Source organism: Bradyrhizobium sp. SRS-191 (assembly GCF_024586915.1).
Classification (GTDB): Bacteria; Pseudomonadota; Alphaproteobacteria; order Rhizobiales; family Xanthobacteraceae; genus Bradyrhizobium.
Genome location: NZ_JANBVS010000004.1, coordinates 366,860 through 390,183, shown reverse-complemented (window position 1 = coordinate 390,183; position 23,324 = coordinate 366,860). Strand labels below are relative to the sequence as shown.

The following is a 23,324-nucleotide window of genomic DNA, read 5'->3' as shown; positions in this document are numbered from 1 at the left end:
GGCTTGGATCGGCAGAGTTGTACAGAGCAGCATAGCGGCGAGCGGCGCAGGCCGGCTCACGCGGAGAAAGCTAGGGAGCGTCGATGAAGCCTTTTGCCGTCGCTGTCGCACCAAACAAATCCAGATCGTTATGACCGCCGTCGGGAAACCGTACGAAGCGCTTGGGGTCATGCGCAAGCGCGAACAATCGTTCCCCGAACTGGATCGAAATCGCCGGATCCTTTGCGCCATGCATAATCAGGAGCGGCACCTGAACCTTGGCGATGCGCCGATCGGAATGGAAACTGTCACGCATCAGCAGACTGACCGGAACCACCTTCAGCATCTCGGACGCGACATCGACCGTCGACGTATACGGCGCTTCCAGGATCAGCTTGGCGATCGGATGCTCCGCGGCGATCGCGGTGGCTACGCCGCTGCCGAGTGAAAAGCCCCACACCACGATACGCTCGGCATTGTAGCGCTCGCGGGTGAATGCGTAGGCGGCTGCGGCATCCTGAAGCAGGCCCTGCTCGCTGGGACTGCCGGTGGACCCCGCATAGCCGCGATAGGACAGCGCGACGAGGCCCGTGCCGTCGGCGGTGAGCGCCTTGAAGCGCGAGACGACGCCGGCAAGGAAGTCGCCATTCCCTGGAAAATACAGCACCACCTTGCGGCCGGGCTGCGCCGTCACGTGCCAGGCGATGACCTTTTCGCCGTCGGCTGACGTCAACACATGCTCTTCAGCCTGCGGAAAACCGGCGGCTGCCGGCGCGGTGCGGCCGACCGGCGGGATCGGAAACAGCATGGCGCGCTGCCGCACGAACAGCACAGCAAGACCGGCGGCATAGACGGCCGCCAGGACGATCAGGAGCCATTTAAGGATCGTCATACGCGATCTTCATGGCTCCTGATGATCTCAAGCTACATGCCCTTGACGATGTTCTCGGTCATCTTCTTGGCGTCGCCGAGCAGCATCATCGTGTTGTCGCGGTAGAACAGCGGATTGTCGATGCCGGCATAGCCCGACGCGAGCGAGCGCTTGATGAACATTACGGTGCCGGCCTTCCACACCTGCAGCACGGGCATGCCGTAGATCGGCGAGGTCTTGTCCTCTTCCGCCGCCGGGTTGGTGACGTCATTGGCGCCGATCACGAAGGCAACATCGGCTTGCGCGAATTCCGAGTTGATGTCCTCGAGTTCGAACACCTCGTCATACGGCACGTTCGCTTCGGCGAGCAGCACGTTCATATGGCCGGGCATGCGGCCTGCGACCGGGTGAATGGCGTACTTCACCTCGACGCCTTCCTTCTTCAAGGTGTCGGCCATCTCGCGCAGCGCGTGCTGGGCCTGCGCGACCGCCATGCCGTAGCCGGGCACGATGATGACCTTGGAGGCGTTCTTCATGATGAAGGCCGCATCATCGGCCGAGCCGAGCTTGGCGGGCTTCTGCTCACCGGTCGCGGCGCCGGCCGAGGCGGTCTCGCCGCCGAAGCCGCCGAGGATGACCGAGATGAAGGACCGGTTCATCGCGTGGCACATGATGTAGGACAGGATCGCGCCGGACGAGCCGACCAGCGCTCCGGTGATGATCAGCGCGGAGTTGCCGAGGGTGAAGCCGATGCCCGCCGCCGCCCAGCCCGAATACGAATTCAGCATCGAGATCACGACCGGCATGTCGGCGCCGCCGATCGGAATGATCATGAGCACGCCGAGCGCCAGCGCCAGGATCGTGACCATGAAGAAGTCGAAGCCGCCGCCGGTCATCACCAGCCGCACGACGAAGAACACCAGCGCCAGGGCCAGCGCGATGTTGATGATATGGCGCGCGGGCAGCATGATCGGCGCGCCGCTCATCCGTCCCGACAGCTTGAGGAAGGCGATGACGGAGCCGGTGAAGGTCAGCGCGCCGATGGCGACGCCGAGCGACATTTCGATCAGGCTCTGCGGATGGATGTTGCCGGGCGTGCCGATATCGAAGGCTTCGGGCGCGAAGAATGCGCCGGCGGCGACCAGCACCGCGGCCATGCCGACCAGCGAATGGAAGGCGGCGACGAGTTCGGGCATCGCCGTCATCGGCACCCGGCGGGCGATGACTGCGCCGATGCCGCCACCGATCGCGACGCCGAGGATCACCAGGATCCAGGCCACCGCATCCGCCGGCGGGTGGCTGGCGAGCGTGGTCAGGACCGCGATCCCCATGCCGATCATGCCGAACAGATTGCCCTGCCGGCTGGTGGCCGGGCTGGACAGCCCGCGCAGCGACAGGATGAACAGCACACCCGCCACGAGATAAAGGAGTGCCGACAGATTGGCGTTCATTGCAGATGCCCCGTTGTGCCTGTCATCCCGCGTCGCGCGGCGTTGTTATGCGGCGTTGTTACTTGGACTTCTTCTTGTACATCGCCAGCATGCGCTGGGTGACGAGGAAGCCTCCGAAGATGTTCACGCAGGCGAAGATCAGCGCGATGAAGCCGAAGGCCCGCGCCAGGCCACTGCCGCTCGACACCATCGACACGCCGACCGCGAGCAGCGCGCCGACCACGATCACCGAGGAGATCGCGTTGGTCACCGACATCAGCGGCGTGTGCAGCGCCGGGGTCACGGACCACACGACGAAGTAGCCGACGAAAACGGCGAGGACGAAGATCGACAGCCGGAAGACGAAGGGATCGACGGCTTGGACGACATGTTCCATGGCTTTGCTCCTGATGTCTTCCGACTATGCCTTCGGCTGAAAGTTCGGGTGAACGATGGCGCCGTCCTTTGTCAAAGCCGTGGCCTTGACCAGCTCATCGTCCCAGTTCACCGCCAGCGTCTTTTCCTTCTTGTCGATCATCGTCTCGATGAAGGAGAACAGGTTGCGGGCGTACAGTCCCGACGCCGAGGCGGCGACGCGGCCGGCGAGGTTGGGGAAGCCGATGATCTTGACGCCGTCGATCTCGACGGTCTCGCCCAGCTTGACGCCTTCGACGTTGCCGCCGCGCTCGACCGCGAGGTCGACCAGCACCGAGCCGGGACGCATCGACTTCACCATCTCCATGGTGACGAGGCGCGGCGCCGGACGGCCGGGGATCAGCGCCGTCGTGATGATGACGTCCTGCTTCTTGATGTGTTCCGCCGTCAGAGCGGCCTGCTTGGCCTGGTACTCCTTCGACATCTCCTTGGCGTAGCCGCCGGCGGTCTGGGCGTTCTTGAACTCCTCGTCCTCGACAGCGAGGAACTTGGCGCCGAGACTCTCGACCTGCTCCTTGGTCGCCGGGCGCACGTCGGTCGCCGAGACGATGGCGCCGAGACGGCGCGCGGTCGCGATCGCCTGCAGGCCGGCGACGCCGACGCCCATCACGAAGACCTTGGTCGCCGGCACGGTGCCGGCCGCGGTCATCATCATCGGGAAGGCGCGGCCGAACGCCTCGGCGCCCTCGATGACGGCGCGGTAGCCGGCGAGGTTGGCCTGGCTCGACAGCACGTCCATGACCTGGGCGCGCGTGATGCGCGGCATCAGCTCCATCGCGAAAGACGCGATGCCGGCATCGGCCATCGCCTTCAGCGCGGCGTCATTGCCATAGGGATCCATGATCGCGAACACCAAGGCGCCGCGCCGGTAGTTGGCGAGTTCGGAGGCTTCCGGCCGCTTCACCTTGATGATGATGTCGGCGTCCTTGAGCGCGTCGGCGCTGACGGTCGCGCCCGCCGCCGTGAACTCCGAATCCGGCAGGCCGGATTTGATGCCGGCACCGGGCTCGACAACGATCTCGGCACCCAGCGCCTTGAACTTCTTCACCGTGTCGGGAGAGGCGGCGACCCGCGGCTCCAACGGGTCGATTTCCTTGGCGACGGCAATCTTCATGAGGCCTCCGGCGCGGATGCGCGCGCGAGCTTAAAAGGGCGGGACGTCCATGGCTTCAGCGTGACGGCTGGTCAGATCGGCTCGGCCAGTCAGCTGAAGGCCCGCCGGGGATGCCGGCGGGCCCGGTGCGACATTAAACGAGGAAAATAGCCATCAAGATGACGATCAGCGCGACGCCGATCGAGCCGTACTTCACCAGCTTGATGAAGCCCTCATACGTGGCCTCATGCGCCACATAGTCATTGCCGTCAGCCGTCGAGTAGGCGATCTCGCCATGGTTTGCCATCGGGGTCCCCCAGAGAAAATTGCTTTGTTAAGGTCGCATACCCCAAAGCCAATGCAAGGGCAACGGCTGGCATGCAAGGCGGTTTTATCGGTTTTTCCGATTGGGCTAATCGGCTTTTCCAATCGGCCTATTGGCCCGGCCAATTGTCGCGGATCCAGCGCGTCAGGCCGGCCTCGCTGACCTCGCCGGCGGCGAGGGCGAGGATGATGGCCGTGGCTTGAGCTGGGTCCGGCGCGAACGCGATGTCGTTTCTGCGCAGAAACGTCATCATCGCCATGAAGGCGATGCGCTTGTTGCCATCGACAAAGGCATGGTTCTTGGCGAGCCCGAAAGCGTAGGCCGCCGCCAGCTCCGGCAGCGTCGCCTGCTCATAGCTCCATTTGTTGACGGGCCGCTCCAGCGCCGAGCGCAGCATGCCTTCGTCGCGAAGTCCCGGCGCGCCGCCGAAGCGGCGCAGCTGCCGCGCGTGGATCGCGACCTCCTGCTCGTAGGTGATCCAGAGCGGCTCCTGCAGTTGGCTCATTTGGCCAGCTCATTTACTTAGCGAGGGCAGCAAGGGTTTCGCGATACTCATCCATGAGCTCGTCGGCGATCTCCATCGTCCGCTCGAAATCCGGATCATAGGGCAGCGCCTGGAACCCACCGCCGGGCAATTCGACGATGTGCAATTGCTGGCCGCGCTTGAGATCGAGCCTCTGCATCAATTCACGCGGCAGCAGGAGGCCGTCGGAATTGCCGATCTTCTTGATCTCGATCTTCATGGTCGAACTCCACAAAAGCTCGCGTTATACATTTGTATAACGCGAGCTTTTGGGCCGTTCAACACATGTTTTACACCCCTATCCCATCGCCTCCAGCTCGTCGATCATGCCGGCGATGACGGAGAGGCCGCCGTCCCAGAACCTGGGGTCCTTGGCGTCCAGACCGAACGGCTTCAGCAGCTCGGAATAATGCTTGGTGCCGCCGGCGGAGAGCATCGCGAGATAACGGTCGGCGAATCCATCGGCCGCGTGCTCGTAGACCGCATAGAGCGAGTTCACCAAGCAGTCGCCGAACGCATAGGCGTAGACGTAGAACGGCGAATGGATGAAGTGCGGGATGTACATCCAGAAGTTCTCGTAGCCCGGCTTGATCTCGATCGCCTCGCCCAGGCTCTCGGTCTGCACCGACATCCAGATCTGGCCGAGACGCTCGGCGGTCAGCTCGCCGTTCTTGCGCTCGGTATGGACGGCGCGCTCGAAGGAATAGAACGCGATCTGCCGGACCACGGTGTTGATCATGTCCTCGACCTTGCCGGCAAGCAGCGCCTGGCGCTGTTTGCCGTCCTTGGTCTCCGACAAGAGCCGCTTGAAGGTCAGCATCTCGCCGAACACGCTTGCGGTCTCGGCGAGCGTCAGCGGTGTCGGCGCCATCAGCGCGCCGTTCTTGGCCGCGAGCACCTGGTGCACGCCATGACCGAGCTCATGCGCGAGCGTCATCACGTCGCGCGGCTTGCCCTGATAGTTCATCAGCACATAGGGATGCGCCGACGGCGTGGTCGGATGCGAGAACGCGCCCGGCGCCTTGCCCGGCCGCACCGGGGCATCGATCCAGCTGTCATCGAAGAAGCGCTGCGCGATGTCGGCCATCTCCGGCGAGAAGCCGCGATAGGCCGTCAGCACCATGCTCTTGGCCTCCGGCCAGGCGATCGTCGCATTGGCGGCGAACGGCAGCGGCGCATTGCGGTCCCAATGCGCGAGCTTCTTCTTTTTGAACCAGCGCGCCTTCAGCTGATAGTAGCGATGCGACAGCTTCGGATAGGCTGATCGCACCGAGGCCACCAGCGCATCAACCACCTCGCGCTCGACGCGGTTGTTGAGATGGCGCGAGTCTGCGACATCCTGGAAGCCGCGCCAGCGGTCGGAAATGTCCTTGTCCTTGGCGAGCGTATTGGTGATCAGCGCGAAGGTGCGCTCATTGGCCTTGAAGGTCTTGGCGAGCGCCTCGGCAGCCGCCTTGCGCTTGGCTCCGTCACGATCCTGCAGGAAATTCAGCGTCGGCTCGATCGCCAGCTCCTTGCCGCCGACCTGGAAGCGCAGGCCTGCGATGGTCTGGTCGAACAGCCGGTTCCACGCCGAATAGCCGGTCTGCGATTTCTCGTGGAACAGCTGCTCGACACGATCCTCGAGCTGGTACGGCTTGTCCTTGCGCAGATCCTCGATCCACGGCTGGTAATAGCCGAGCGCCGGAGTTTCCATGGCGCGCGCGATCACCGAATCGTCGATACGGTTGAGCTCGAGCGGAAAGAACAGGAGATGCGTCAACGCGGCCGTGAGCCGCTCGGAGATGTCGCCGTAGAATTTGGAGATTGCGGGATCGACGCTGTCGCCGGCATGGGCGAGTCCCGCGAACGAGCCGAGCCGGCCGGCGAGATCGTCGATCGCCTCGTAACGGCGCACGGCTTCCGCGAGCCATTCGCCGCCGTCTTCGCGCGCCACATGCTCGGCGAGCTTGCCCTTGTAGTCGGTCTCAAACGCGACGCATTCGGCATCCATCTTCGCGAGATCGTGAGCGATCTCCGGCGCGTCGATGCCCATATAGAGATCGCCGAGATTCCACTCGGGCAGCGCCCCGATTCCCGTCTTGGCCGCGACTGTCTGCTTCGCCGGCTTGGCAGACGATTTGGCCGTCGCGCCACGCGCGGACTTGGCGGCGGGCTTCGAGGTTTTGGCCGCGGCCTTCTTGGCCGGTTTGGCCTTGTTGGCCGGCTTGGCCTTGGCGGCTTTGGAGGGAGGAGAAGCTTTGGTCGGCTTGCGAAGGGCGGAAGAGGCGCGCGAGGTCATCGGATGGGTAACCTGTTGTTCGAACGTTTATCCCGATCAGCGAGGTTTAAGGTTGCGTTAATCGGCGTCGGCGAGAGTGCCCCGATTCGAGACAGATAGTCGTAGCGTGCAAGGAAAGCCATGGCTGCCAGCATTTTGATCGCCGATGATGATCCGGTCCAGCGCCGGCTGGTGGAGAACATGGTCCAGAAATGCGGCTACGAGGCGGTCGTCGTCGAGACCGGCGACGCCGTGATCGAAAAGCTGACCAATCCCGACGCCGGTCCCATCGACGCCATCGTGCTCGACCTCGTGATGCCCGGCCTCGACGGCATGGGCGTGCTGTCGAAAATGCGCGAGGCGGGGCTCTCGATTCCAGTCATCGTGCAGACCGCGCATGGCGGCATCGATAACGTCGTCTCGGCCATGCGCGCCGGCGCACAGGATTTCGTCGTCAAGCCTGTGGGTATCGAGCGGCTGCAGGTCTCGCTGCGCAATGCACTGAACACCTCGGCGCTGAAGGGCGAATTGCAGCGCATCCGGCACAGCCGTGAGGGACGGCTGACCTTCACCGACATCATCACCCGCGCCGAGGCGATGGCGCCGATCCTGCGCATCGCCGAGAAGGCTGCGGCCTCCTCCATTCCCGTCCTGATCGAGGGCGAATCGGGTGTCGGCAAGGAGCTGTTCGCGCGCGCCATCCATGGCACCAGCGAGCGCAAGACCAAGCCGTTCGTCGCGGTCAATTGCGGCGCAATCCCGGACAATCTCGTGGAGTCGATCCTGTTCGGCCACGAGAAGGGCGCATTCACCGGCGCAACCGAGCGTCACACAGGCAAGTTCGTCGAGGCCCATGGGGGCACGCTGTTCCTCGACGAGGTCTCGGAGCTGCCGCTCACCGCGCAGGTGAAGCTGTTGCGCGCTTTGCAGGAGGGCGCCGTCGAGGCGGTCGGTGGCCGCAAGCCGGTCAAGGTCGACGTCCGCATCATCTCGGCGACCAATCGTCGCCTGCTCGACCGGGTGAAGGAAGGTCACTTCCGCGAGGATCTGTTCTACCGCCTGCACGTGCTGCCGCTGACGATCCCTCCCTTGCGCGCGCGCCGCGAGGATATTCCGCATCTGCTGCGGCATTTTCTGGCGCGCTTCGCGGCCGAGGAGAATCGCCCGGTGTCGGGCATCAGCGGCGATGCGGTGGCCTATCTGACCAAGCTCGACTGGCCCGGCAACATCCGCCAGCTCGAAAACGCGGTCTATCGCGCAGTGGTCATGAGCGAGACCGACCAGCTCGGCGTCGGCGACTTTCCGCTGATCCCGACTCACGCACCGCCGATCGAGCCGGCGCCGGCGCTGATGGTGGAGCGCACTGCTCATGCCGCGCTGCCGGCCATGGTGCCGGGTAGTGAAGTACCCATCGCGCCCCTGCCCTCGCATGGCAGCCTCGCCATGCTGACGGCGGCCGGCGAGGTCCGCCCGCTGGAGGAGATGGAGCACGAAATCATCCGCTTCGCGATTGCCCATTACCGCGGCCAGATGTCCGAGGTCGCACGGCGTCTCAAAATCGGACGCTCGACGCTCTATCGCAAGCTGGACGAGGCCAATGGCGAAACACCGGCGACGGAGTCACCGCCGCTCGGATGATCCGCAGCCGTCCGAAAAACGCCGCAACCCTGCGCAACACTGGAACATCTGAACCGTTGCCTTGCGGTGACAGACAAAGGAAATAACGCGTGGCACAAACGCACGATCGGTTTGGCCGGGGTTTCCCAAGAGTCAGTTTGTCGTGAGTTGTCCCGTGTGGCGCTGGCCGCAGAAATGGGGCTTGGGTATCGTTTGGGCGTGAATCATTGCGACCAGGCGTGACCCATTCTCACGAGCGGTGCTCGACCCGGAACTGTTGGGCAGAGATCGACCTTGTTACCGACCCTGTTCCTGGCGGGACAGATCATCCGAGGGATTGACGATGCGAGATTGTGTGACCACCCGTGGCGGATATGACCGCGTGCTGATGGCTGTCGCGGCAACCTTCCTCGCGGTGTCCGCGACCTCGGCCCTCGCCCAGGGCGACACGCCTCGCAGCCCCGCCGAGCTGGCCATCGATGCCGCGGTCCCGCTCCCCGAGCCGGCCAACGTTCCGCCGCCGACCGCCAGTGATTTCAAGCCCGACACGACCGCGACAGTATCACCTCAATCCAAGGCGCAGGAGACGGCGACGAAGCCGGTTGATGCCGCCTCCGCGCCGGCAGCCGATCCCGCCAAGGCTGACCCTGCAAAGACCGTTGCCGCACCGCCGCCCGCCGCAGCCCCTGCCACCGCAACCGCGCCTGAACCGGTCAAGGCGGCCAGCACCGTTCCTGCTGCCGACCAGCCGGTGGCCGATCGGCTGCGCGACCTGATCGCGACCAAGGGCACGAAATATTTCGACCGCAAGGCCGAGCGCGCCGCCGTCGAGAAGTTCTATACCAGCCGCGACTACGCGCCGGTCTGGACCCAGAGCGGCAGCCTGACCGCCGCCGCCAAGGGCGTGATCGCGCGCCTGAAGGATGCGGCGTCCGACGGCCTCAACCCTGCCGATTATCCGGTGCCGGACTTTGCCGCCGCAGGCTCCGCACCGGACGCGCTGGCGGAAGCCGATCTCAAGCTCACCGAGAGCATGATGGACTATGCGCGGCAGGCGCAGAGCGGCCGCATGCACTGGTCGCAGGTCTCGGCTGACATCCAGTATCCCGAGCATCCGATCGATCCGAACGAGGTGCTGGCCAACGTCACCGGCGCGAAGGACGCCTCGGCGGCGCTGGAGAGCTACAACCCTCCGCACAAGCTGTTCAAGCTTCTGAAGGCCAAGCTTGCCGAGCTGCGCGGCGTGAGCGACGGCGCGCCTGTCATCATCGACGACGGCGAGCCGCTGAAATACACCCCGGCCAAGGGCAAGAACGCGCCGGAGGCCGAGGCCCAGATGTCCGACCCGCGCGTGCCGAAGCTGCGCGCCAAGCTCGGCCTGACCGAGAATGCCGACGACATCCGCTACGACGCGAAGGTCGCCGCCGCCGTGCGCAAATTCCAGGAGAGCGTCGATCTCAAGCCGACCGGCGTGCTCGACGACCGCACCGTCAAGGCGCTCAATACGCCGAAGCGCGACAAGCAGATCGATACGGTCCTCGTCAACATGGAGCGCTGGCGCTGGCTGCCGCGCGAGCTCGGCGCGCCCGCGATCGGCAATGCCTATGTCATCCTCAACATCCCCGACTACACGCTGAAGGTGATGCAGAACGGCGCCCAGGTGTGGACCACCCGCGTCGTGACCGGCAAGCCGGGCCAGCACGCCACGCCGCTGCTCAGCGAGACGATGAAGTTCATCACGGTCAATCCGACCTGGAACGTGCCGCCGTCGATCATCTACAACGAGTATCTGCCGGCGCTGCAGCAGGATCCGACGGTGCTCGACCGCATGGGCTTGAAGCTGGAACGCGCCCGCGACGGCTCGATCCACATCTCGCAGCCACCGGGCGAGGCCAACGCACTCGGCCGTATCCGCTTCAACTTCCCGAACAAGTTCCTGGTCTATCAGCACGACACGCCGGACAAGAACCTGTTCGCCCGTGACGAGCGCGCTTTCAGCCATGGCTGCATGCGCGTGCAGTTTCCGGATCAGTACGCCTCGGTGCTGCTCAACATCACCATGCCGAACGAGCGCTACACCCCCGAGCGCATCCGCAACATGTACGGCCGCAGCGAGATCGACCTGAAATTCCCGACGCCGATTCCGGTCAACATCACCTACCAGACCGCCTTCGTCGACGATGCCGGCAAGCTGCAATTCCGCAAGGACATCTATGGCCGCGACGCGGCGATGATCGCGATCCTCAAGAACAGCCGCGGCAAGGATCTCGAGAACGTCGTCGCCCATGCCCAGCCGAACTATTCGCGTCCGAAGGGCCCGCTCCCGAACGCCGTGAACGTCAGCGACAACAGCTTCTCGTCCGGCTCCTCCGGCCCGAACTTCTTCGAGCGCCTGTTTGGCGGCGGCGGACAGCCGACCCCGCCGGCCCCGGTCGGGCGTCCATCACGCCGGGTGTTCACGCGCTGATCGGCGCCGTCAGGCGAACCAATTTCCAATTTGCGATCAAAGGCCTCGCCGTTCGGCGGGGCCTTTGCTTTAGGTTAACCACAATGATCAACCACGATTCGATGGCTCTTTTTCGCCACACTCAAGAGTATATGTTAAGGGTAATTGGGGGGCGGGCCGGTGAGTATCCCTTAACCATCCCGCCTTAGGTAAGCGTTTCCTCTCTCTTCCGCCGGACGGGCCGCAAGAGGGTATTCGAGTAAACGCTCGTCGACGGGGTGGGCTGCATCTTGCTGTCTGTTTTCGCGCGCCAATCGCGTTCGCTGCCGAGAACGGCATGGAACGCCGTCTGCCGCACCGGCCTTGCGTCGCTGCTTCTCCTGGTGGGAGCGGGCACCATCCGTGACGCCGAGGCCCTCAACGACACCCGCACCCTCACCTTCCACCACACCCATTCCGGCGAAGACCTGACCGTCACCTTCAAGCGCGAAGGCCGCTACGACGAAGACGCGCTGAAGAAGCTCAACTATTTCCTGCGGGATTGGCGCACCCAGGACCAGACGGTCATGGACCGCCGCCTGTTCGACATCCTCTGGGAAGTCTACCGCGACGTCGACGGCAAGCAGCCGATCCAGATCATCTCGTCGTACCGCTCGCCTGCCACCAACTCGATGCTGCGCCGCCGCTCGGCGCATACCGGTGTGGCCCGCCACAGCCAGCACATGCTCGGCCATGCGATGGATTTCTACATCCCCGGCGTGCCGCTGGAGCAGATCCGCTACGCCGGCCTGCGCCTGCAGCGCGGTGGCGTCGGCTTCTATCCGACCTCCGGCTCGCCCTTCGTGCATCTCGACACCGGCAATATCCGCCACTGGCCGCGGATGACCGCCGACCAGCTCGCCCGCGTCTTCCCCGACGGCAAGACCGTTCACGTTCCGACCAATGGCGTGCCGCTGAAGGGCTATGAGCTGGCCAAGGCCGAGATCGAGAAGCGCGGCTCCGGCGACGACGCCTCGTCCGGCGGATCGAACCTGTTTGCACGCCTGTTCCGCGGACGTCCGAGCGAGGATGACGAAGAATCCGGCGAGAGCGACAGCAGGGCCGACGCCAAGCCGGTCCAGACCGCCTCGCTCTCCGCCAAAACGGCTGACAAGACGGCCGACAAGCCGTCGGAGAAGGACCGCTCCGCCGACACCAAGCCGGCGACGGCCCGCGGCAAGATCGCCAATGCGCTCCAGCTGGCCTCAGCCGATGCGCAGGCCGTGCAGCAGCCGCAGGCAAAGCCGGAGACCAGGGCCGAGACCACCAGTGCGATCAATGGCGGCGATCGGGACGGCGCGCCGAAGAGTGTCGCCGACATCATCAATGCCCGCGGGTTCTGGGGTGAGAACCCGAGCACGCCGAAGCAGGCGACGCCCGAGCAGGTTGCCGCGATCACCGCGCGCCGGGCGCTGTCGGCCATCGACCAGCCGCAGAATGCGAGCCTGATGCAGGCCATGGCCTTCGCTCCGCCGGCCCCGCCGGATCGCAGCAACGCCGCGACCACGCCGATCCCGGTGCGCAACTCCCGTCCGGCGACGTCCCGCTCAGCGGCACCTGCCGCAGAGGCCAGCACCAAGTCTGCTCAGACTGGTCAGGGCTCCGACGCCCTGATCACGATGGCCACGCGTGTGTCGGCCGCCAAGGGTCCCGATTCCACATGGATGCGGGCGATCATGCTGACGCCGAGCGCATCGTCATCGATGTCGGTCACGAAAATGGGCGACCCCGATCTGACGGTGATGCGCAGCTATTTCGTCAAGCCGCAGACGACGCTGGCGATGACCTTCGCCGCCGAGCCGATCCCGGGACTGAGCTATGACCAGTTCTCGGGGCCGGCGATCATCAAGCTCGAGACCAAATCCTTCACGATGCGCGCCGCAGCTTTGCGCTGACCGTCGATCAAGGCCCGCTCAGCATTTCCTCACGCTAAAATGCCCCGCGCCGACTGCATCGCGGGGCATTTCGATGGGCTCGTTCGACGGAACGACGATGTGAGCGCGCGGCGAGCGCTCAGATCATGCCGAGCGCCTGCATGTAGGTCTCGAGAATGCTCTCTTCTTCCTGGCGCTCGTTCGGATCCTGCTTGCGCAGCCGGATGATCGTGCGCAGTGCCTTGACGTCGAAGCCGTTGCCCTTGCTCTCGGCATAGACGTCCTTGATGTCCTCGGAGATCGCCTTCTTCTCCTCCTCCAGCCGCTCGATGCGCTCGATGATCGACTTGAGCTGATCTACGGCGAAGCGGGTCGCGGGCGAGTCGTCGTCCTTCGCGGCGGCGGAGGTGGCCATCTGTTACTCCTGAGTGGAACTCGTGTGTCCATTGAAGGCGCCGTCAGAGCGCCGCGTGTTCGCCGCGACCCTCAAATCTGGCGTGCCCTGCGTCAAGGCGACATCGCCCTCATCCACAGATGCGCCCACATCTTGTTGGGCCCGGCGGACCGCCGGGCAACAACATCGGCCATGCCGCTTGCGTTTTCCACGCCCTCCGGACAGCCATACGATTCGCGGATCGGGCGCGCCTGCGGCTGCCGGGTTCAATGGCCCGGATGCACCTTCTTCATCGTCTCGAGCTGCTCGGCGCTGGCCTCGCGCTGATACTTCACCTTCCACTCGTCATAGGGCATGCCGTAGACGGCCTCGCGGCTCTCGTCCTTGGTCATCGCTGCGCCCTTGGCGTCGGCGGCATCCTTGAGCCAGTTGGACAGGCAGTTGCGGCAGAACCCGGCCAGGTTCATCAGGTCGATGTTCTGAACGTCGGTTCGGTTTCGGAGATGCTCGATCAGCCTGCGGAAGGCGGCCGCTTCGAGTTCGGTCCGGGTGGTAGCGTCCATGGTCATCTCCTTCGTTCCGTGTTCCGCGCCGCGACGGAGATCTGCTATATCATGCGGCTTCGTCGCAGGTTTGGCCATATCGCAGCACCGTCAGGCGGCTTCAGAAGCTCGATCGGATCCGCCCTCGCCGCGGATCGCCTGCCGTTGACAGCCGCGGCCAAGTCACGCGACATCGTTCAACGTTTGATATAGCGTCGCGCAATGATCCCCAAAATATCCGCCATCGTGCATCGCATTCCCCGCCGCCCTGGTTTCGGACTGCTTTCGCTGCTCGGGCTGGCCGCGCTCTGTCTCTCGTCGAGCCCGGCGGCGGCCGATTTCCGGCTCTGCAACAACACGTCGAGCCGGGTCGGGATCGCCCTCGGCTACAAGGACGCGGAGGGCTGGACCACCGAAGGCTGGTGGAACGTCTCGTCTCGCAGCTGCGAAACCCTGCTCAAGGGCACGCTGGTGGCGCGCTATTACTACATCTATGCGCTGGACTATGATCGCGGCGGCGAATGGTCGGGACAGGCCTTCATGTGCTCGCGCGACAAGGAGTTCACGATCAAGGGCACCGACAACTGCCTGGCGCGCGGCTTCGATCGCACCGGCTTCTTCGAGGTCGACACCGGCGACCAGCGCGCCTGGACGGTGCAACTGACCGAAGCCAATGAGCAGCCGGCGCAGCAGCGCGTTCCGGGCATCCCGGGCACCCTGGGTCCGGGAGGCAATGTGCCGGGTCTGCCCAACGGCCCTCAGGCTGCGCCGCCTGCCGGGTCCGGCCTGCCCTCAGGGCAAGCGCCCAAGCCATGAGACGGCTACGTCGCATCAAGATCCTCGCCACGCTCGGTCCCGCCTCCTCGGACAGCGCGATGATTCGCAAGCTGTTCGAGGCCGGCGCCGACATCTTCCGGATCAACATGAGCCACACCCCGCATGACAAGCTGCGGGAGCTGGTGGCGACGATCCGCAGCGTCGAAGCGAGCTACGGCCGTCCGATCGGCATCCTGGTCGATCTGCAGGGTCCGAAGCTGCGGCTCGGCACCTTCGCCGACGGTCCGGTTCAGCTCAACAACGGTCAGAGCTTCGTGCTCGATTCGGACAAGACACCGGGGGATACGACCCGGGTGCATCTGCCGCATCCGGAGATCCTGGCCGCCCTGCAGCCCGGCCACGCCTTGCTGCTCGACGATGGCAAGGTGCGGCTGATCGCGGAGGAGACCTCCCCCACCCGCGCTGTCACCCGCGTCGTGATCGGCGGCAAGATGTCCGACCGCAAGGGCGTCAGTCTGCCTGATACCGATCTGCCGGTGTCGGCGATGACGCCGAAGGACCGCGCCGATCTCGAGGCGGCCTTGAACATCGGCATCGACTGGATCGCCTTGTCCTTCGTGCAGCGCGCCGACGACGTGCTGGAGGCCAAGAAGATCATCCGCGGCCGCGCCGCCGTGATGTCCAAGATCGAGAAGCCGCAGGCGATCGAGCGGCTGAACGACATCGTCGACGTGTCCGACGCGCTGATGGTGGCGCGCGGCGATCTCGGCGTCGAGCTGCCGCTGGAGCGCGTGCCCGGCCTGCAGAAGCAGATGACGCGGCTGGCGCGTCGCGCCGGCAAGCCGGTGGTGGTCGCGACGCAGATGCTGGAATCGATGATCCAGTCGCCGGTGCCGACCCGCGCCGAAGTCTCCGACGTCGCCACCGCAGTCTATGAGGGCGCCGATGCGATCATGCTGTCGGCCGAATCGGCTGCCGGCAAATTCCCGGTCGAGGCGGTGTCGACCATGAACCGCATCGGCGAGGAGGTCGAGCGCGACAGCGTCTATCGCTCGGTGATCGCGGCTCAGCGTCCCGAACCGGAATCGACCGCGGGTGACGCGATCGCGGAAGCCGCGCGGCGCATCGCTGAGAATCTCGATCTGCCCGCCATAATCTGCTGGACCTCGTCGGGCTCGACGGCGGTGCGCGTCGCTCGCGAGCGGGCCAAGCCGCCGGTGGTCGCAATCACGCCCAACCTCGCGACGGGCCGCCGCCTGTCGGTCGTGTGGGGCGTGCATTGCGTCGTCGCCGAGGACGCGCGCGACCAGGACGACATGGTCGAGCGCGCCGGCTCGATCGCCTTCCGCGACGGCTTCGTGCGGGCCGGCCAGCGCGTCATCGTCGTCGCCGGCGTGCCGCTCGGCACCCCCGGCACGACCAACATGGTCCGCATCGCCTATGTCGGCCCCTCGAACGAGGCGCATCTGTGAGCTGATCAGTCGGCGCGGCTGGCTGGCTTGAGGCCGGCCGTCGATGCAGCCGAGATCGCCCCGCGCACGACCGGACAGGCCATGACCTCGACGCTGTCAGGCGCCCACAGGTGCTCGCACGGCCGTGTCTCATCGATCCTCAGATCGTAGTCGGCAAGCAGTTCGAGGCGAGGTTGGTAGTCCGGCCGGCTGTTGGCAAAGTACAGCGCCCAGATCCCGCCGGGCGGCGGATCGGACAATCCGCTGCGGATGCGGCGATCCAACACGCCGCCGGGAACGATCGGAACGACGATCTCCGCCAGCTGATAGAATCGCGAGCCTTTTGGCAGCAGCGCAGCGAGATAGCCGAACGGCTTTTGCATCATCAGGAACGTCGCCGGCTGCTGCAACGCCTGCGCAAGCTGCGGCCGATAGGGATCGGACCACGGCCGTCGGCCCCAGTCGCTCGGCTGCGAGCCGAGCGCGACGGCGGCAGCGGCAATCAGCACGGCCGCCTGTACGCTCCGTGACGGCCTCTGCGGCGCAGCCTGCGTGCGCCAGGCATCGATCAGACGCATGAGCAGCAGCACGATCAGCGGTGCCGCGAGCAGTTCGAGCGGAATGAGATAGCGCTGGATCGAGAAGGCCAGCAGCCACAGGACATAGCTGCTCCAGAACAGGATGATGAGGCGCCGGTCGCGCAGCGCCAGCACCTCGCGTTTCTGCCAAATCGCAGTGACGATCAGCGCGATCAGCAGCACGATGATCGCCGCAAAGCGCGGATCGCGGAACGGCGATTCCGACGAGGGATGCACCCCGACCAGCCAGTAGAAGGGATAAGCGAGCGCGTCGAACAGGCCCTGCGGCAGGAAGCGCGTGTCGGCAATCGAGGCCAGCGGCGCCTCGGGCGAGCGGAAGATCGTGTTGTAGAATGGATAGAGCGGGCTGCCGAACTCGCGGGCCATTTTCAGCGCCCAGGGCCCTGCCGTCACGATGCCTGCCAGCGCGCCGCCGGCACCGAACGCCGTCATCGCAAGCAGCGGTCGCGCGACCAGCAGCAGCGAAACGCCGGCGCCGACCAGGAAAATGGCGTTGGTCAGCTTCAGTCCGGTGGCGGCTCCCATCAGCAGGCCAGCGATGAAAAAGCGCCGGCCGCCATCCTCATCATCGCGGAAGATCAGCGCGATCCCGATCAGGATCGGGATCGCGGTCAGGATGTCCGCGAAGCTGGTACCGACTTCCGACAGAGCCATGGGGCTGAGCGCTGCGATGATCACGGCCGCAGCAAGCGTGAAGACATCGGCCGCACGCCCGAGCAGCACCCGCGTGAGCCACCAGATCAGCGCAAGGTTGAGCCCGTGGAGCGCACCGAGTACCAGCCCCCACCAAGGCGCGGCCAGCCCATGACGGAGCGCGTAAGGGAGCAGGTAGATCAGCGGATTGAGGAAGGTCTGAAAGCCGCCGGGCGCGGCATCGACGTCGAAGCGGCCATGCATGAGCGCGAAGGCGCCATAGTCGTGATAGTTCTGCCAGTCCCAGTTGATGTCCTCGCCCGCGACATAGGCATAGAGCGCGCCGGCCATCGCCGATCCAGCGATCACGAACAACGTGGCCGGATGGTTGCGTGCGATGGACATCGGTTGAGGAAACGCCTGGACCTGCGAGCCGCGGCGGCCGTCCGGCGCCACACCCGACCATGGCGGCGAGGCATGAATCCTTGCTTAAGCGGATGCCCGCCGGCCCGGCTCAGGCGCCGACCAGGCTCTTCACCGGCAGCACCGCCTGCACCACCAGGCCGCGAGCGCGGGCGTCCATCACGCCGACGGCGCGCAGCGCCAGCAGGGTGACCGCCTGGACAGTGTCGCGCAGCTTGGCGGGATCATCGAGCGCGTCGGTCGCCAGCGGCCCGACCAGGGCCTCATGCAATGCGCCGAGCAGCGCGGTCGCCGCGAGCTGCGTGTCCTGCGCCGGCAGGTGGCCGGCGCGGACGGCGGCGTCGATGCGGGAGGCGATTTCGCCGACGATCTCGCGGCGGCTGGCGATGCGCGACGCCGTGACGTCGACATCGACGGGCTCGGCCAGGATGCCCCAGGCGAGCTTGCGCTGCGACAGGACATGGACGGCGACGGTGGATACGGCCGCGGCAAGCGCGGAGGACGGACCCGGCGCCGCATCGGCGGCGCGGCGCACGGCCGCCAGTTCGTCCCGCGACACCTCGGCGATCAGCTCGGAAATCAGATCCGCCTTGGATGGGAAATAGCGGTACACGGTTCCGGCCGCGACATTGGCCCGGACCGCGACGGGCGCGATTTGGACCGCCGACATGCCGCCTTCGGCAGCAGCTTCGCGTGCAGCGGTCAGAATCGCGCTGCGACGGGCCGCCAGCCGCTTCACGACTTGATGCGTTCGCCGATAGACCATGGCGCTTCTCGTCCCGGACGCGCCCGTCCAGGAAACGCCCGGCGAACGCTGGTTCAGTGTTTTTGGAGGATCACCCTCGCAAATCGCTGAAAGAACTGAACACCTGTTCAGGAAAGAAGACAAGCGGAATCATGGTCTGGCAGGCCTGAATGGCCTCAGGCCGCTGCGAGCGCCGTCTGCGAGCTCACCGGCTGCCGCCGCCACCACGACCCGGCGCGGGCCAGGACCAGGCCGCCGACCATGAGATTGGCCGCGAGACCGAGCGGGATGCCGGTCAGCATGAAGGCGATCTGAAGCGCCGCGATGCAGCCGAACGCCGGCAGCTCGTAGCGCCGGAAGCCGTCATGGAGGCCAAGCCGCACCAGCCAGGCCACGGCGATCGCCTGCACCATCATGTCGTACATGAACAGATACGGCGTGGTCAGCAGCAGCCCGATGGCGAGCGCCGCCGCCTTCAGCGAATAGCGCAGGCGGCTGCGCCACAGCGTCACCAGCACCACCGCGACCGCCGCGGTCAGCACCCATTGGAAGGTCCAGCCGAGCGCTTCCGAGCCGCCGAAATAGCGCACCAGCGAGAACAGGCTCTGCAGCTTCCACCAGGTCGCCTTGCCCTCGGTGAGGAACGCCTGCGAGAACATCGGCAGCCAATGAAAGAAGGCCTGCCAGCTGTCGAGACCGAAGGCCACAAGCGACGCCGCGGCCAGCACCAGCGCAGTGACGGTCGCGGAGACGACCGCCGTCCAGCGCTGGGTGGCGATCAGCACGATCGGGAAGAGCAGCCCGTATTGCGGCTTGTAGGTCAAAAGCCCCAGACAGATTCCCGCCAGCACCGGGCGCACCGGCAGCCAATAGAGCGTGCCGCCGACAAGGGCTGCCGTGAGGCATCCGTTCTGGCCAACCAGCGCATTCGAGAACAGCGCCGGAAAGCCGGCGGCGAGCAGCACGCCGAAGCCGCGGCCGACGATGGCGCGCATGGCGAGCGCGAAGGGAACGAAGCTCGCATAGACCCAGCCGGCGAAGCCCGTGATGTAGGGAAACTGCGCGAGGAACGCGGCGACGAACAGGAACGGCGGCGGATAGTGCCAGGCGAAATAGCCCGGGAAATCCTGCTTCAACAGATCGAGCTCGAGCTGGCGCTGCACGTCCCAGTCCCACGCCAGCGCCGGATGGCCTTGCAGGGCGAGCTTGCCCGCTGCCCAGACATTGACGAAGTCGGTTGGGATGCCCAAGCCGTCGGCGCCCCAGATCCAGATGCCGGACGACAGCCCTGCGGGAAAGAACGCGGCGTTGATGCAGGCGAGCGCGAAGCACACGACGAACAGGCTTCTTGGAACGCTGGGGCGCTGCGACGGGATCGCGGCAACAGACTTGTCGGCCATGAGAAACCTCGCCCGCGCCGGCACGGGGCGCACTCCTGAGCAAGGCATAAGCGGCGAGGCTTGAAGAAGGCTTAAGCGCGCCTGCGCCGGGCTTTCGGCGCCGGCCGTACTGATTGTTTACGCGCGCTCTGTAGCAAGGAACTCCGATGCAACTGGCAGGCGGCCCGCAGGAGTTCTCATGTCGATCATCCGAATCATCATTGCCCTCGCGCTCTGCGTGGTCTGGCCGGCGGCCAGCCGCGCCCAGGACAAGGGCACGGTGCGTGTGACCTCCGACGTCTCCTATGAATTCCTGGCGCGCTGGGACGTCGACCGGCTCAACAAGATCCTGACTGTCGACACGCCGAAATTCGCCGGCATCACGGTGAGCTACACGCCGGCCGTCAACGCCGTCCGGCTTTATCGCATCACCTACGCGTCCGTCGTCCCCGAGCGCGGCAACAAGCCGATCCGCGCTTCGGGCCTGCTGGCCGTGCCCGAGATCAGCGAGACCAGCCTGCCGCTGGTGTCCTATCAGCACGGCACCGTGTACGGAAAACAGGAGGTGCCGTCATTCCCGGAGCAGTCGCCCGAGACGCAGCTGATGATCGCGCAGTTCGCGGGCCAGGGACATCTGCTGATCGGGGCCGACTATTTCGGCATGGGCGTCTCGACCGAGCCGGAAGGCTACATGGTCAAGGCGAGCCACCAGCAGGCCACCTACGACATGCTGATCGCGAGCCGCGCCGTGCTCAACGACCTGCATCTGACCTCCACCCGGCTGTCGATCGCCGGCTGGTCGCAGGGCGGCTTCGTGACGATGGCATTCCTCGAGAAGCTCGAAAGCGCCGGCGTGCCGGTCGCGGCAGCCGCGACCGCGAGCGCGCCGGTCGACGTGTTCGTCGCGCTGAACGGCTTCCTGAGCTTCCCGCGCAAGAACGACGCCGCCTGGGTCAACTCGCTGTTCATCCTCTCGGCCTTCGCCTTCGAGAACTACTACGCGGTCCCCGGCCTGGCGCGCTCGGTGATCAGCGACAGCTCCTACGACGTCGCTCGCAAGGCCTATGAGCGCGAGCCCTTTGACGTCGCCGACGTTCCGACCGACCTGCACAAGCTGCTCAAGCCGGACTACTTCGATCCGCAATATTTCGCAGCCTCTGCCTATGGCAGGCTCGTCGCACAGACGCAGGCCTATCGCTGGATCATCAAGAGCCCGGTTCGCAACTACTATGGCGAGACCGACGAGGCGATCTCGACCGGGCTCGGCCGGCTGGCGATGACCTATCAGCAGGCGATCGGCGCCGGCAACGCCAAGGTCGAGGCGGTCTCGACCGGCCCGACCACGCATCGCGGCACGTTCGCCACGGCGGTCCCGCAATGGAAGGCCTGGTTCGACAAGCCTTGAGGTCATTGGCGATCCCGGCCCATCGACGGACGGCAACAGAGAACAAAAAGCCCGGCTTCGCAGCCGGGCTTTTCGTTTCGTTTTGCTGACTGTCCTACAGAGGATCTGCCCCCTGCTCCGTCTCACGCCTGGGGCTGCGGCTCCAGGCCGGGATCCGGATCGGGCCGCGGCCGCGGCTTGCCGGCCGGCGGCACGGCAGACGCGCGCGGCGTCGACGGCTCGATCGCCGACTCGCGGTTCGGCTTCTTGCCCTTGAGCAGGTCGAGGATCTCCTCGCCGGTCAGCGTCTCATATTCGAGCAGCGCCTGGGCGATCGTCTCCCAGTCCTCGCGCTTCTCGGTGATGATGCGGCGCGCCTCCTGCTCGCCGGCCTCGATCAGGCCGCGGATTTCCGAGTCGATCAGGCGGGCGGTGTCGTCCGAGATGTTGGTCGAGCGCGCCACCGAATGACCCAGGAACACCTCCTGCTCATTGCTCTGGTAGCGCACGCGGCCGAGCTTGTCGGACATGCCCCATTCCATCACCATCGCACGCGCGAGGTTGGTGGCCTGCTGGATGTCGCCGGTCGCGCCGTTGGTCACCTTCTCCGCGCCGAACTTCTGCACCTCGGCCTCGCGGCCGCCGAACATCATGGCGAGCTTCGACACGCACCACTCGCGGGTGTGCGAGTGACGGTCGGCCTCGGGCAGCGACTGCACCATGCCGAGCGCGCGGCCGCGCGGAATGATCGTCGCCTTGTGGATCGGGTCGTGGCTCGGGACGTTGAGGCCGACGATCGCGTGGCCCGCCTCGTGATAGGCGGTCAGCATCTTCTCTTCCTCGGTCATCACCATCGAGCGGCGCTCGGCGCCCATCAGCACCTTGTCCTTGGCCTCTTCGAACTCGGCCTGCGTCACCATCCGCTTGTTGCGGCGGGCGGCGGTCAGGGCGGCCTCGTTGACGAGGTTCATCAGGTCGGCGCCGGAGAAGCCGGGCGTGCCGCGCGCGATGGTCTTGAGGTTGACGTCCGGCGCCAGCGGCACCTTGCGGACGTGGACCTTGAGGATCTGCTCGCGGCCCATGATGTCCGGGTTGGACACGACGACCTGGCGGTCGAAGCGGCCGGGACGCATCAGCGCGGGATCGAGGACGTCGGGACGGTTGGTGGCGGCGATCAGGATCACGCCCTCATTGGCCTCGAAGCCGTCCATCTCGACCAGCAGCTGGTTGAGGGTCTGCTCGCGCTCGTCATTGCCGCCGCCGAGCCCCGCGCCGCGATGACGGCCGACGGCGTCGATTTCGTCGATGAAGATGATGCAGGGCGCGTTCTTCTTGGCCTGCTCGAACATGTCGCGGACGCGGCTCGCGCCGACGCCGACGAACATCTCGACGAAGTCAGAACCGGAGATGGTGAAGAACGGCACGTTGGCTTCGCCGGCCACCGCACGCGCGATCAGCGTCTTGCCGGTGCCGGGAGGGCCGACCAGCAGCACGCCGCGCGGAATGCGGCCGCCGAGGCGCTGGAATTTGCCGGGGTCGCGGAGGAATTCGACGATCTCCTGCAGGTCCTGCTTGGCCTCGTCGACGCCGGCGACGTCCTCGAAGGTGACGCGACCATGCGCTTCCGTCAGCATCTTCGCCCGCGACTTGCCGAAGCCCATCGCCTTGCCGGCGCCGCCCTGCATCTGCCGCGACAGGAAGATCCAGACGCCGATCAGCGCGATGAAGGGCAGCCAGGACACCAGCAGCGACACGAACCACGGCACGTTGTCACCCGGCGGCTTGGCCTGGATGTTGACCTTGGCGTCGTACAGCCGCTTCACGAGGTTCGGATCGCTGGGCGCGTAGGTCTGGAACGACGAACCGTTCTTGAAGGTGCCGTGAATCTCCGGCCCTTGGATCACGACGTCGCGCACATTGCCCTGATCGACTTCGCTCAGCAGCTGCGAGAAATTGATGTCTTGCGACGAGGCGCGTTGCCCAGGATTTTGGAAGAGCGTGAACAGCGCCAACAGCAATAGGACAATAATGACCCAAAGGGCGAAATTGCGCAGATTGGCGTTCATCGATTTTCCTTCGTGGTCGCGCGGATCGCGGCCGTTCTT

20 protein-coding genes are annotated in these 23,324 nt (G+C 65.6%); 6 read left to right on the top strand and 14 right to left on the bottom strand.

Annotation, left to right across the window (positions count from 1 at the left end; genetic code table 11):
• Positions 1-70 precede the first annotated feature (70 nt).
• From NLR35_RS10580 to NLR35_RS10545, 8 genes are all read right to left on the bottom strand, one after another.
• Complete coding sequence (locus NLR35_RS10580) at positions 71-871, bottom strand: alpha/beta hydrolase (protein WP_257166490.1); 801 nt, start codon at positions 869-871, stop codon at positions 71-73.
• Between the two features lie 32 nt (positions 872-903).
• A complete protein-coding gene (locus tag NLR35_RS10575; RefSeq protein WP_257166489.1) occupies positions 904-2,301 on the bottom strand; it encodes an NAD(P)(+) transhydrogenase (Re/Si-specific) subunit beta in 1,398 nt (465 codons plus the stop codon).
• Positions 2,302-2,359: 58 nt separating this feature from the next.
• Positions 2,360-2,677, bottom strand: coding sequence for a proton-translocating transhydrogenase family protein (locus NLR35_RS10570; protein ID WP_006612207.1), 318 nt, complete (start codon positions 2,675-2,677; stop codon positions 2,360-2,362).
• A 24-nt stretch (positions 2,678-2,701) separates the two neighbouring features.
• Complete coding sequence (locus NLR35_RS10565) at positions 2,702-3,829, bottom strand: Re/Si-specific NAD(P)(+) transhydrogenase subunit alpha (RefSeq protein WP_257166488.1); 1,128 nt, start codon at positions 3,827-3,829, stop codon at positions 2,702-2,704.
• A 133-nt stretch (positions 3,830-3,962) separates the two neighbouring features.
• A complete protein-coding gene (locus NLR35_RS10560; RefSeq protein ID WP_257166487.1) occupies positions 3,963-4,115 on the bottom strand; it encodes an aa3-type cytochrome c oxidase subunit IV in 153 nt (50 codons plus the stop codon).
• A gap of 127 nt (positions 4,116-4,242) precedes the next feature.
• The gene (locus tag NLR35_RS10555; RefSeq protein ID WP_257166486.1) at positions 4,243-4,638 is read right to left on the bottom strand and encodes a type II toxin-antitoxin system death-on-curing family toxin; all 396 of its coding nucleotides are present in this window, start codon (positions 4,636-4,638) and stop codon (positions 4,243-4,245) included.
• Positions 4,639-4,651: 13 nt separating this feature from the next.
• Entirely contained in the window at positions 4,652-4,876 is a 225-nt protein-coding gene (locus tag NLR35_RS10550; RefSeq protein ID WP_257166485.1) for an AbrB family transcriptional regulator, read from the bottom strand.
• 78 nt (positions 4,877-4,954) lie between these two features.
• Positions 4,955-6,937 carry a M3 family oligoendopeptidase gene (locus NLR35_RS10545; RefSeq protein ID WP_257166484.1) on the bottom strand — a complete coding sequence of 661 codons (1,983 nt, stop codon included), beginning with the start codon at positions 6,935-6,937 and terminating at the stop codon, positions 4,955-4,957.
• A gap of 120 nt (positions 6,938-7,057) precedes the next feature.
• On the opposite strand from NLR35_RS10545, the gene NLR35_RS10540 reads away from it, so the two are divergent.
• The 3 genes from NLR35_RS10540 to NLR35_RS10530 all read left to right on the top strand — a co-directional run bounded on the left by NLR35_RS10540 (position 7,058) and on the right by NLR35_RS10530 (position 12,913).
• On the top strand, positions 7,058-8,554 hold the full coding sequence (locus NLR35_RS10540) for a sigma-54 dependent transcriptional regulator (RefSeq protein WP_257166483.1): 1,497 nt from the start codon (positions 7,058-7,060) through the stop codon (positions 8,552-8,554).
• Between the two features lie 367 nt (positions 8,555-8,921).
• Entirely contained in the window at positions 8,922-11,000 is a 2,079-nt protein-coding gene (locus tag NLR35_RS10535) for a murein L,D-transpeptidase (RefSeq protein WP_257166545.1), read from the top strand.
• A gap of 269 nt (positions 11,001-11,269) precedes the next feature.
• Positions 11,270-12,913 carry a DUF882 domain-containing protein gene (locus tag NLR35_RS10530; RefSeq protein WP_306577341.1) on the top strand — a complete coding sequence of 548 codons (1,644 nt, stop codon included), beginning with the start codon at positions 11,270-11,272 and terminating at the stop codon, positions 12,911-12,913.
• Between the two features lie 118 nt (positions 12,914-13,031).
• On the opposite strand, the gene NLR35_RS10525 is transcribed toward NLR35_RS10530, so the two are convergent.
• Complete coding sequence (locus tag NLR35_RS10525) at positions 13,032-13,307, bottom strand: DUF2312 domain-containing protein (protein WP_008961835.1); 276 nt, start codon at positions 13,305-13,307, stop codon at positions 13,032-13,034.
• Between the two features lie 245 nt (positions 13,308-13,552).
• Positions 13,553-13,855 carry a DUF1244 domain-containing protein gene (locus NLR35_RS10520; RefSeq protein WP_257166482.1) on the bottom strand — a complete coding sequence of 101 codons (303 nt, stop codon included), beginning with the start codon at positions 13,853-13,855 and terminating at the stop codon, positions 13,553-13,555.
• Between the two features lie 195 nt (positions 13,856-14,050).
• Between NLR35_RS10520 and NLR35_RS10515 the strand changes: the two genes are divergently transcribed.
• Together NLR35_RS10515 and pyk are read left to right on the top strand one after the other, a co-directional pair.
• A complete protein-coding gene (locus NLR35_RS10515; protein ID WP_257166481.1) occupies positions 14,051-14,644 on the top strand; it encodes a DUF1036 domain-containing protein in 594 nt (197 codons plus the stop codon).
• Positions 14,641-16,077 carry a pyruvate kinase gene (pyk, locus tag NLR35_RS10510; RefSeq protein ID WP_257166480.1) on the top strand — a complete coding sequence of 479 codons (1,437 nt, stop codon included), beginning with the start codon at positions 14,641-14,643 and terminating at the stop codon, positions 16,075-16,077. Before NLR35_RS10515 ends, pyk begins: the two co-directional genes overlap by 4 nt.
• Positions 16,078-16,082: 5 nt before the next feature.
• Here pyk and NLR35_RS10505 read toward each other — a convergent pair whose 3' ends face one another.
• The 3 genes from NLR35_RS10505 to NLR35_RS10495 form a co-directional block, all read right to left on the bottom strand.
• Positions 16,083-17,693 carry a glycosyltransferase family 87 protein gene (locus NLR35_RS10505; RefSeq protein ID WP_257166479.1) on the bottom strand — a complete coding sequence of 537 codons (1,611 nt, stop codon included), beginning with the start codon at positions 17,691-17,693 and terminating at the stop codon, positions 16,083-16,085.
• A 109-nt stretch (positions 17,694-17,802) separates the two neighbouring features.
• Entirely contained in the window at positions 17,803-18,477 is a 675-nt protein-coding gene (locus NLR35_RS10500; RefSeq protein ID WP_257166478.1) for a TetR/AcrR family transcriptional regulator, read from the bottom strand.
• 155 nt (positions 18,478-18,632) lie between these two features.
• Positions 18,633-19,856 (bottom strand): glycosyltransferase family 87 protein, encoded by a 1,224-nt coding sequence (locus NLR35_RS10495; RefSeq protein ID WP_257166477.1) that lies wholly within the window; start codon positions 19,854-19,856, stop codon positions 18,633-18,635.
• A gap of 178 nt (positions 19,857-20,034) precedes the next feature.
• Here NLR35_RS10495 and NLR35_RS10490 point away from each other — a divergent pair, with 178 nt between their 5' ends.
• The gene (locus NLR35_RS10490; RefSeq protein ID WP_257166476.1) at positions 20,035-21,240 is read left to right on the top strand and encodes an acetylxylan esterase; all 1,206 of its coding nucleotides are present in this window, start codon (positions 20,035-20,037) and stop codon (positions 21,238-21,240) included.
• A gap of 122 nt (positions 21,241-21,362) precedes the next feature.
• Here NLR35_RS10490 and ftsH read toward each other — a convergent pair whose 3' ends face one another.
• Positions 21,363-23,285 carry an ATP-dependent zinc metalloprotease FtsH gene (gene ftsH / locus NLR35_RS10485; protein WP_257166475.1) on the bottom strand — a complete coding sequence of 641 codons (1,923 nt, stop codon included), beginning with the start codon at positions 23,283-23,285 and terminating at the stop codon, positions 21,363-21,365.
• Positions 23,286-23,324 lie beyond the last annotated feature (39 nt).

Excerpts from the sequence above, each read along its gene's own strand:
- NLR35_RS10580 (WP_257166490.1), bottom strand. The coding sequence starts at position 871 with ATGACGATCCTTAAATGGCTCCTGATCGTCCTGGCGGCCGTCTATGCC.
- NLR35_RS10575 (WP_257166489.1), bottom strand. The coding sequence starts at position 2,301 with ATGAACGCCAATCTGTCGGCACTCCTTTATCTCGTGGCGGGTGTGCTG.
- NLR35_RS10570 (WP_006612207.1), bottom strand. The coding sequence starts at position 2,677 with ATGGAACATGTCGTCCAAGCCGTCGATCCCTTCGTCTTCCGGCTGTCG.
- NLR35_RS10565 (WP_257166488.1), bottom strand. The coding sequence starts at position 3,829 with ATGAAGATTGCCGTCGCCAAGGAAATCGACCCGTTGGAGCCGCGGGTC.
- NLR35_RS10560 (WP_257166487.1), bottom strand. The coding sequence starts at position 4,115 with ATGGCAAACCATGGCGAGATCGCCTACTCGACGGCTGACGGCAATGAC.
- NLR35_RS10555 (WP_257166486.1), bottom strand. The coding sequence starts at position 4,638 with ATGAGCCAACTGCAGGAGCCGCTCTGGATCACCTACGAGCAGGAGGTC.
- NLR35_RS10550 (WP_257166485.1), bottom strand. The coding sequence starts at position 4,876 with ATGAAGATCGAGATCAAGAAGATCGGCAATTCCGACGGCCTCCTGCTG.
- NLR35_RS10545 (WP_257166484.1), bottom strand. The coding sequence starts at position 6,937 with ATGACCTCGCGCGCCTCTTCCGCCCTTCGCAAGCCGACCAAAGCTTCT.
- NLR35_RS10540 (WP_257166483.1), top strand. The coding sequence starts at position 7,058 with ATGGCTGCCAGCATTTTGATCGCCGATGATGATCCGGTCCAGCGCCGG.
- NLR35_RS10535 (WP_257166545.1), top strand. The coding sequence starts at position 8,922 with ATGGCTGTCGCGGCAACCTTCCTCGCGGTGTCCGCGACCTCGGCCCTC.
- NLR35_RS10525 (WP_008961835.1), bottom strand. The coding sequence starts at position 13,307 with ATGGCCACCTCCGCCGCCGCGAAGGACGACGACTCGCCCGCGACCCGC.
- NLR35_RS10520 (WP_257166482.1), bottom strand. The coding sequence starts at position 13,855 with ATGACCATGGACGCTACCACCCGGACCGAACTCGAAGCGGCCGCCTTC.
- NLR35_RS10515 (WP_257166481.1), top strand. The coding sequence starts at position 14,051 with ATGATCCCCAAAATATCCGCCATCGTGCATCGCATTCCCCGCCGCCCT.
- pyk (WP_257166480.1), top strand. The coding sequence starts at position 14,641 with ATGAGACGGCTACGTCGCATCAAGATCCTCGCCACGCTCGGTCCCGCC.
- NLR35_RS10505 (WP_257166479.1), bottom strand. The coding sequence starts at position 17,693 with ATGTCCATCGCACGCAACCATCCGGCCACGTTGTTCGTGATCGCTGGA.
- NLR35_RS10500 (WP_257166478.1), bottom strand. The coding sequence starts at position 18,477 with ATGGTCTATCGGCGAACGCATCAAGTCGTGAAGCGGCTGGCGGCCCGT.
- NLR35_RS10495 (WP_257166477.1), bottom strand. The coding sequence starts at position 19,856 with ATGGCCGACAAGTCTGTTGCCGCGATCCCGTCGCAGCGCCCCAGCGTT.
- NLR35_RS10490 (WP_257166476.1), top strand. The coding sequence starts at position 20,035 with ATGTCGATCATCCGAATCATCATTGCCCTCGCGCTCTGCGTGGTCTGG.
- ftsH (WP_257166475.1), bottom strand. The coding sequence starts at position 23,285 with ATGAACGCCAATCTGCGCAATTTCGCCCTTTGGGTCATTATTGTCCTA.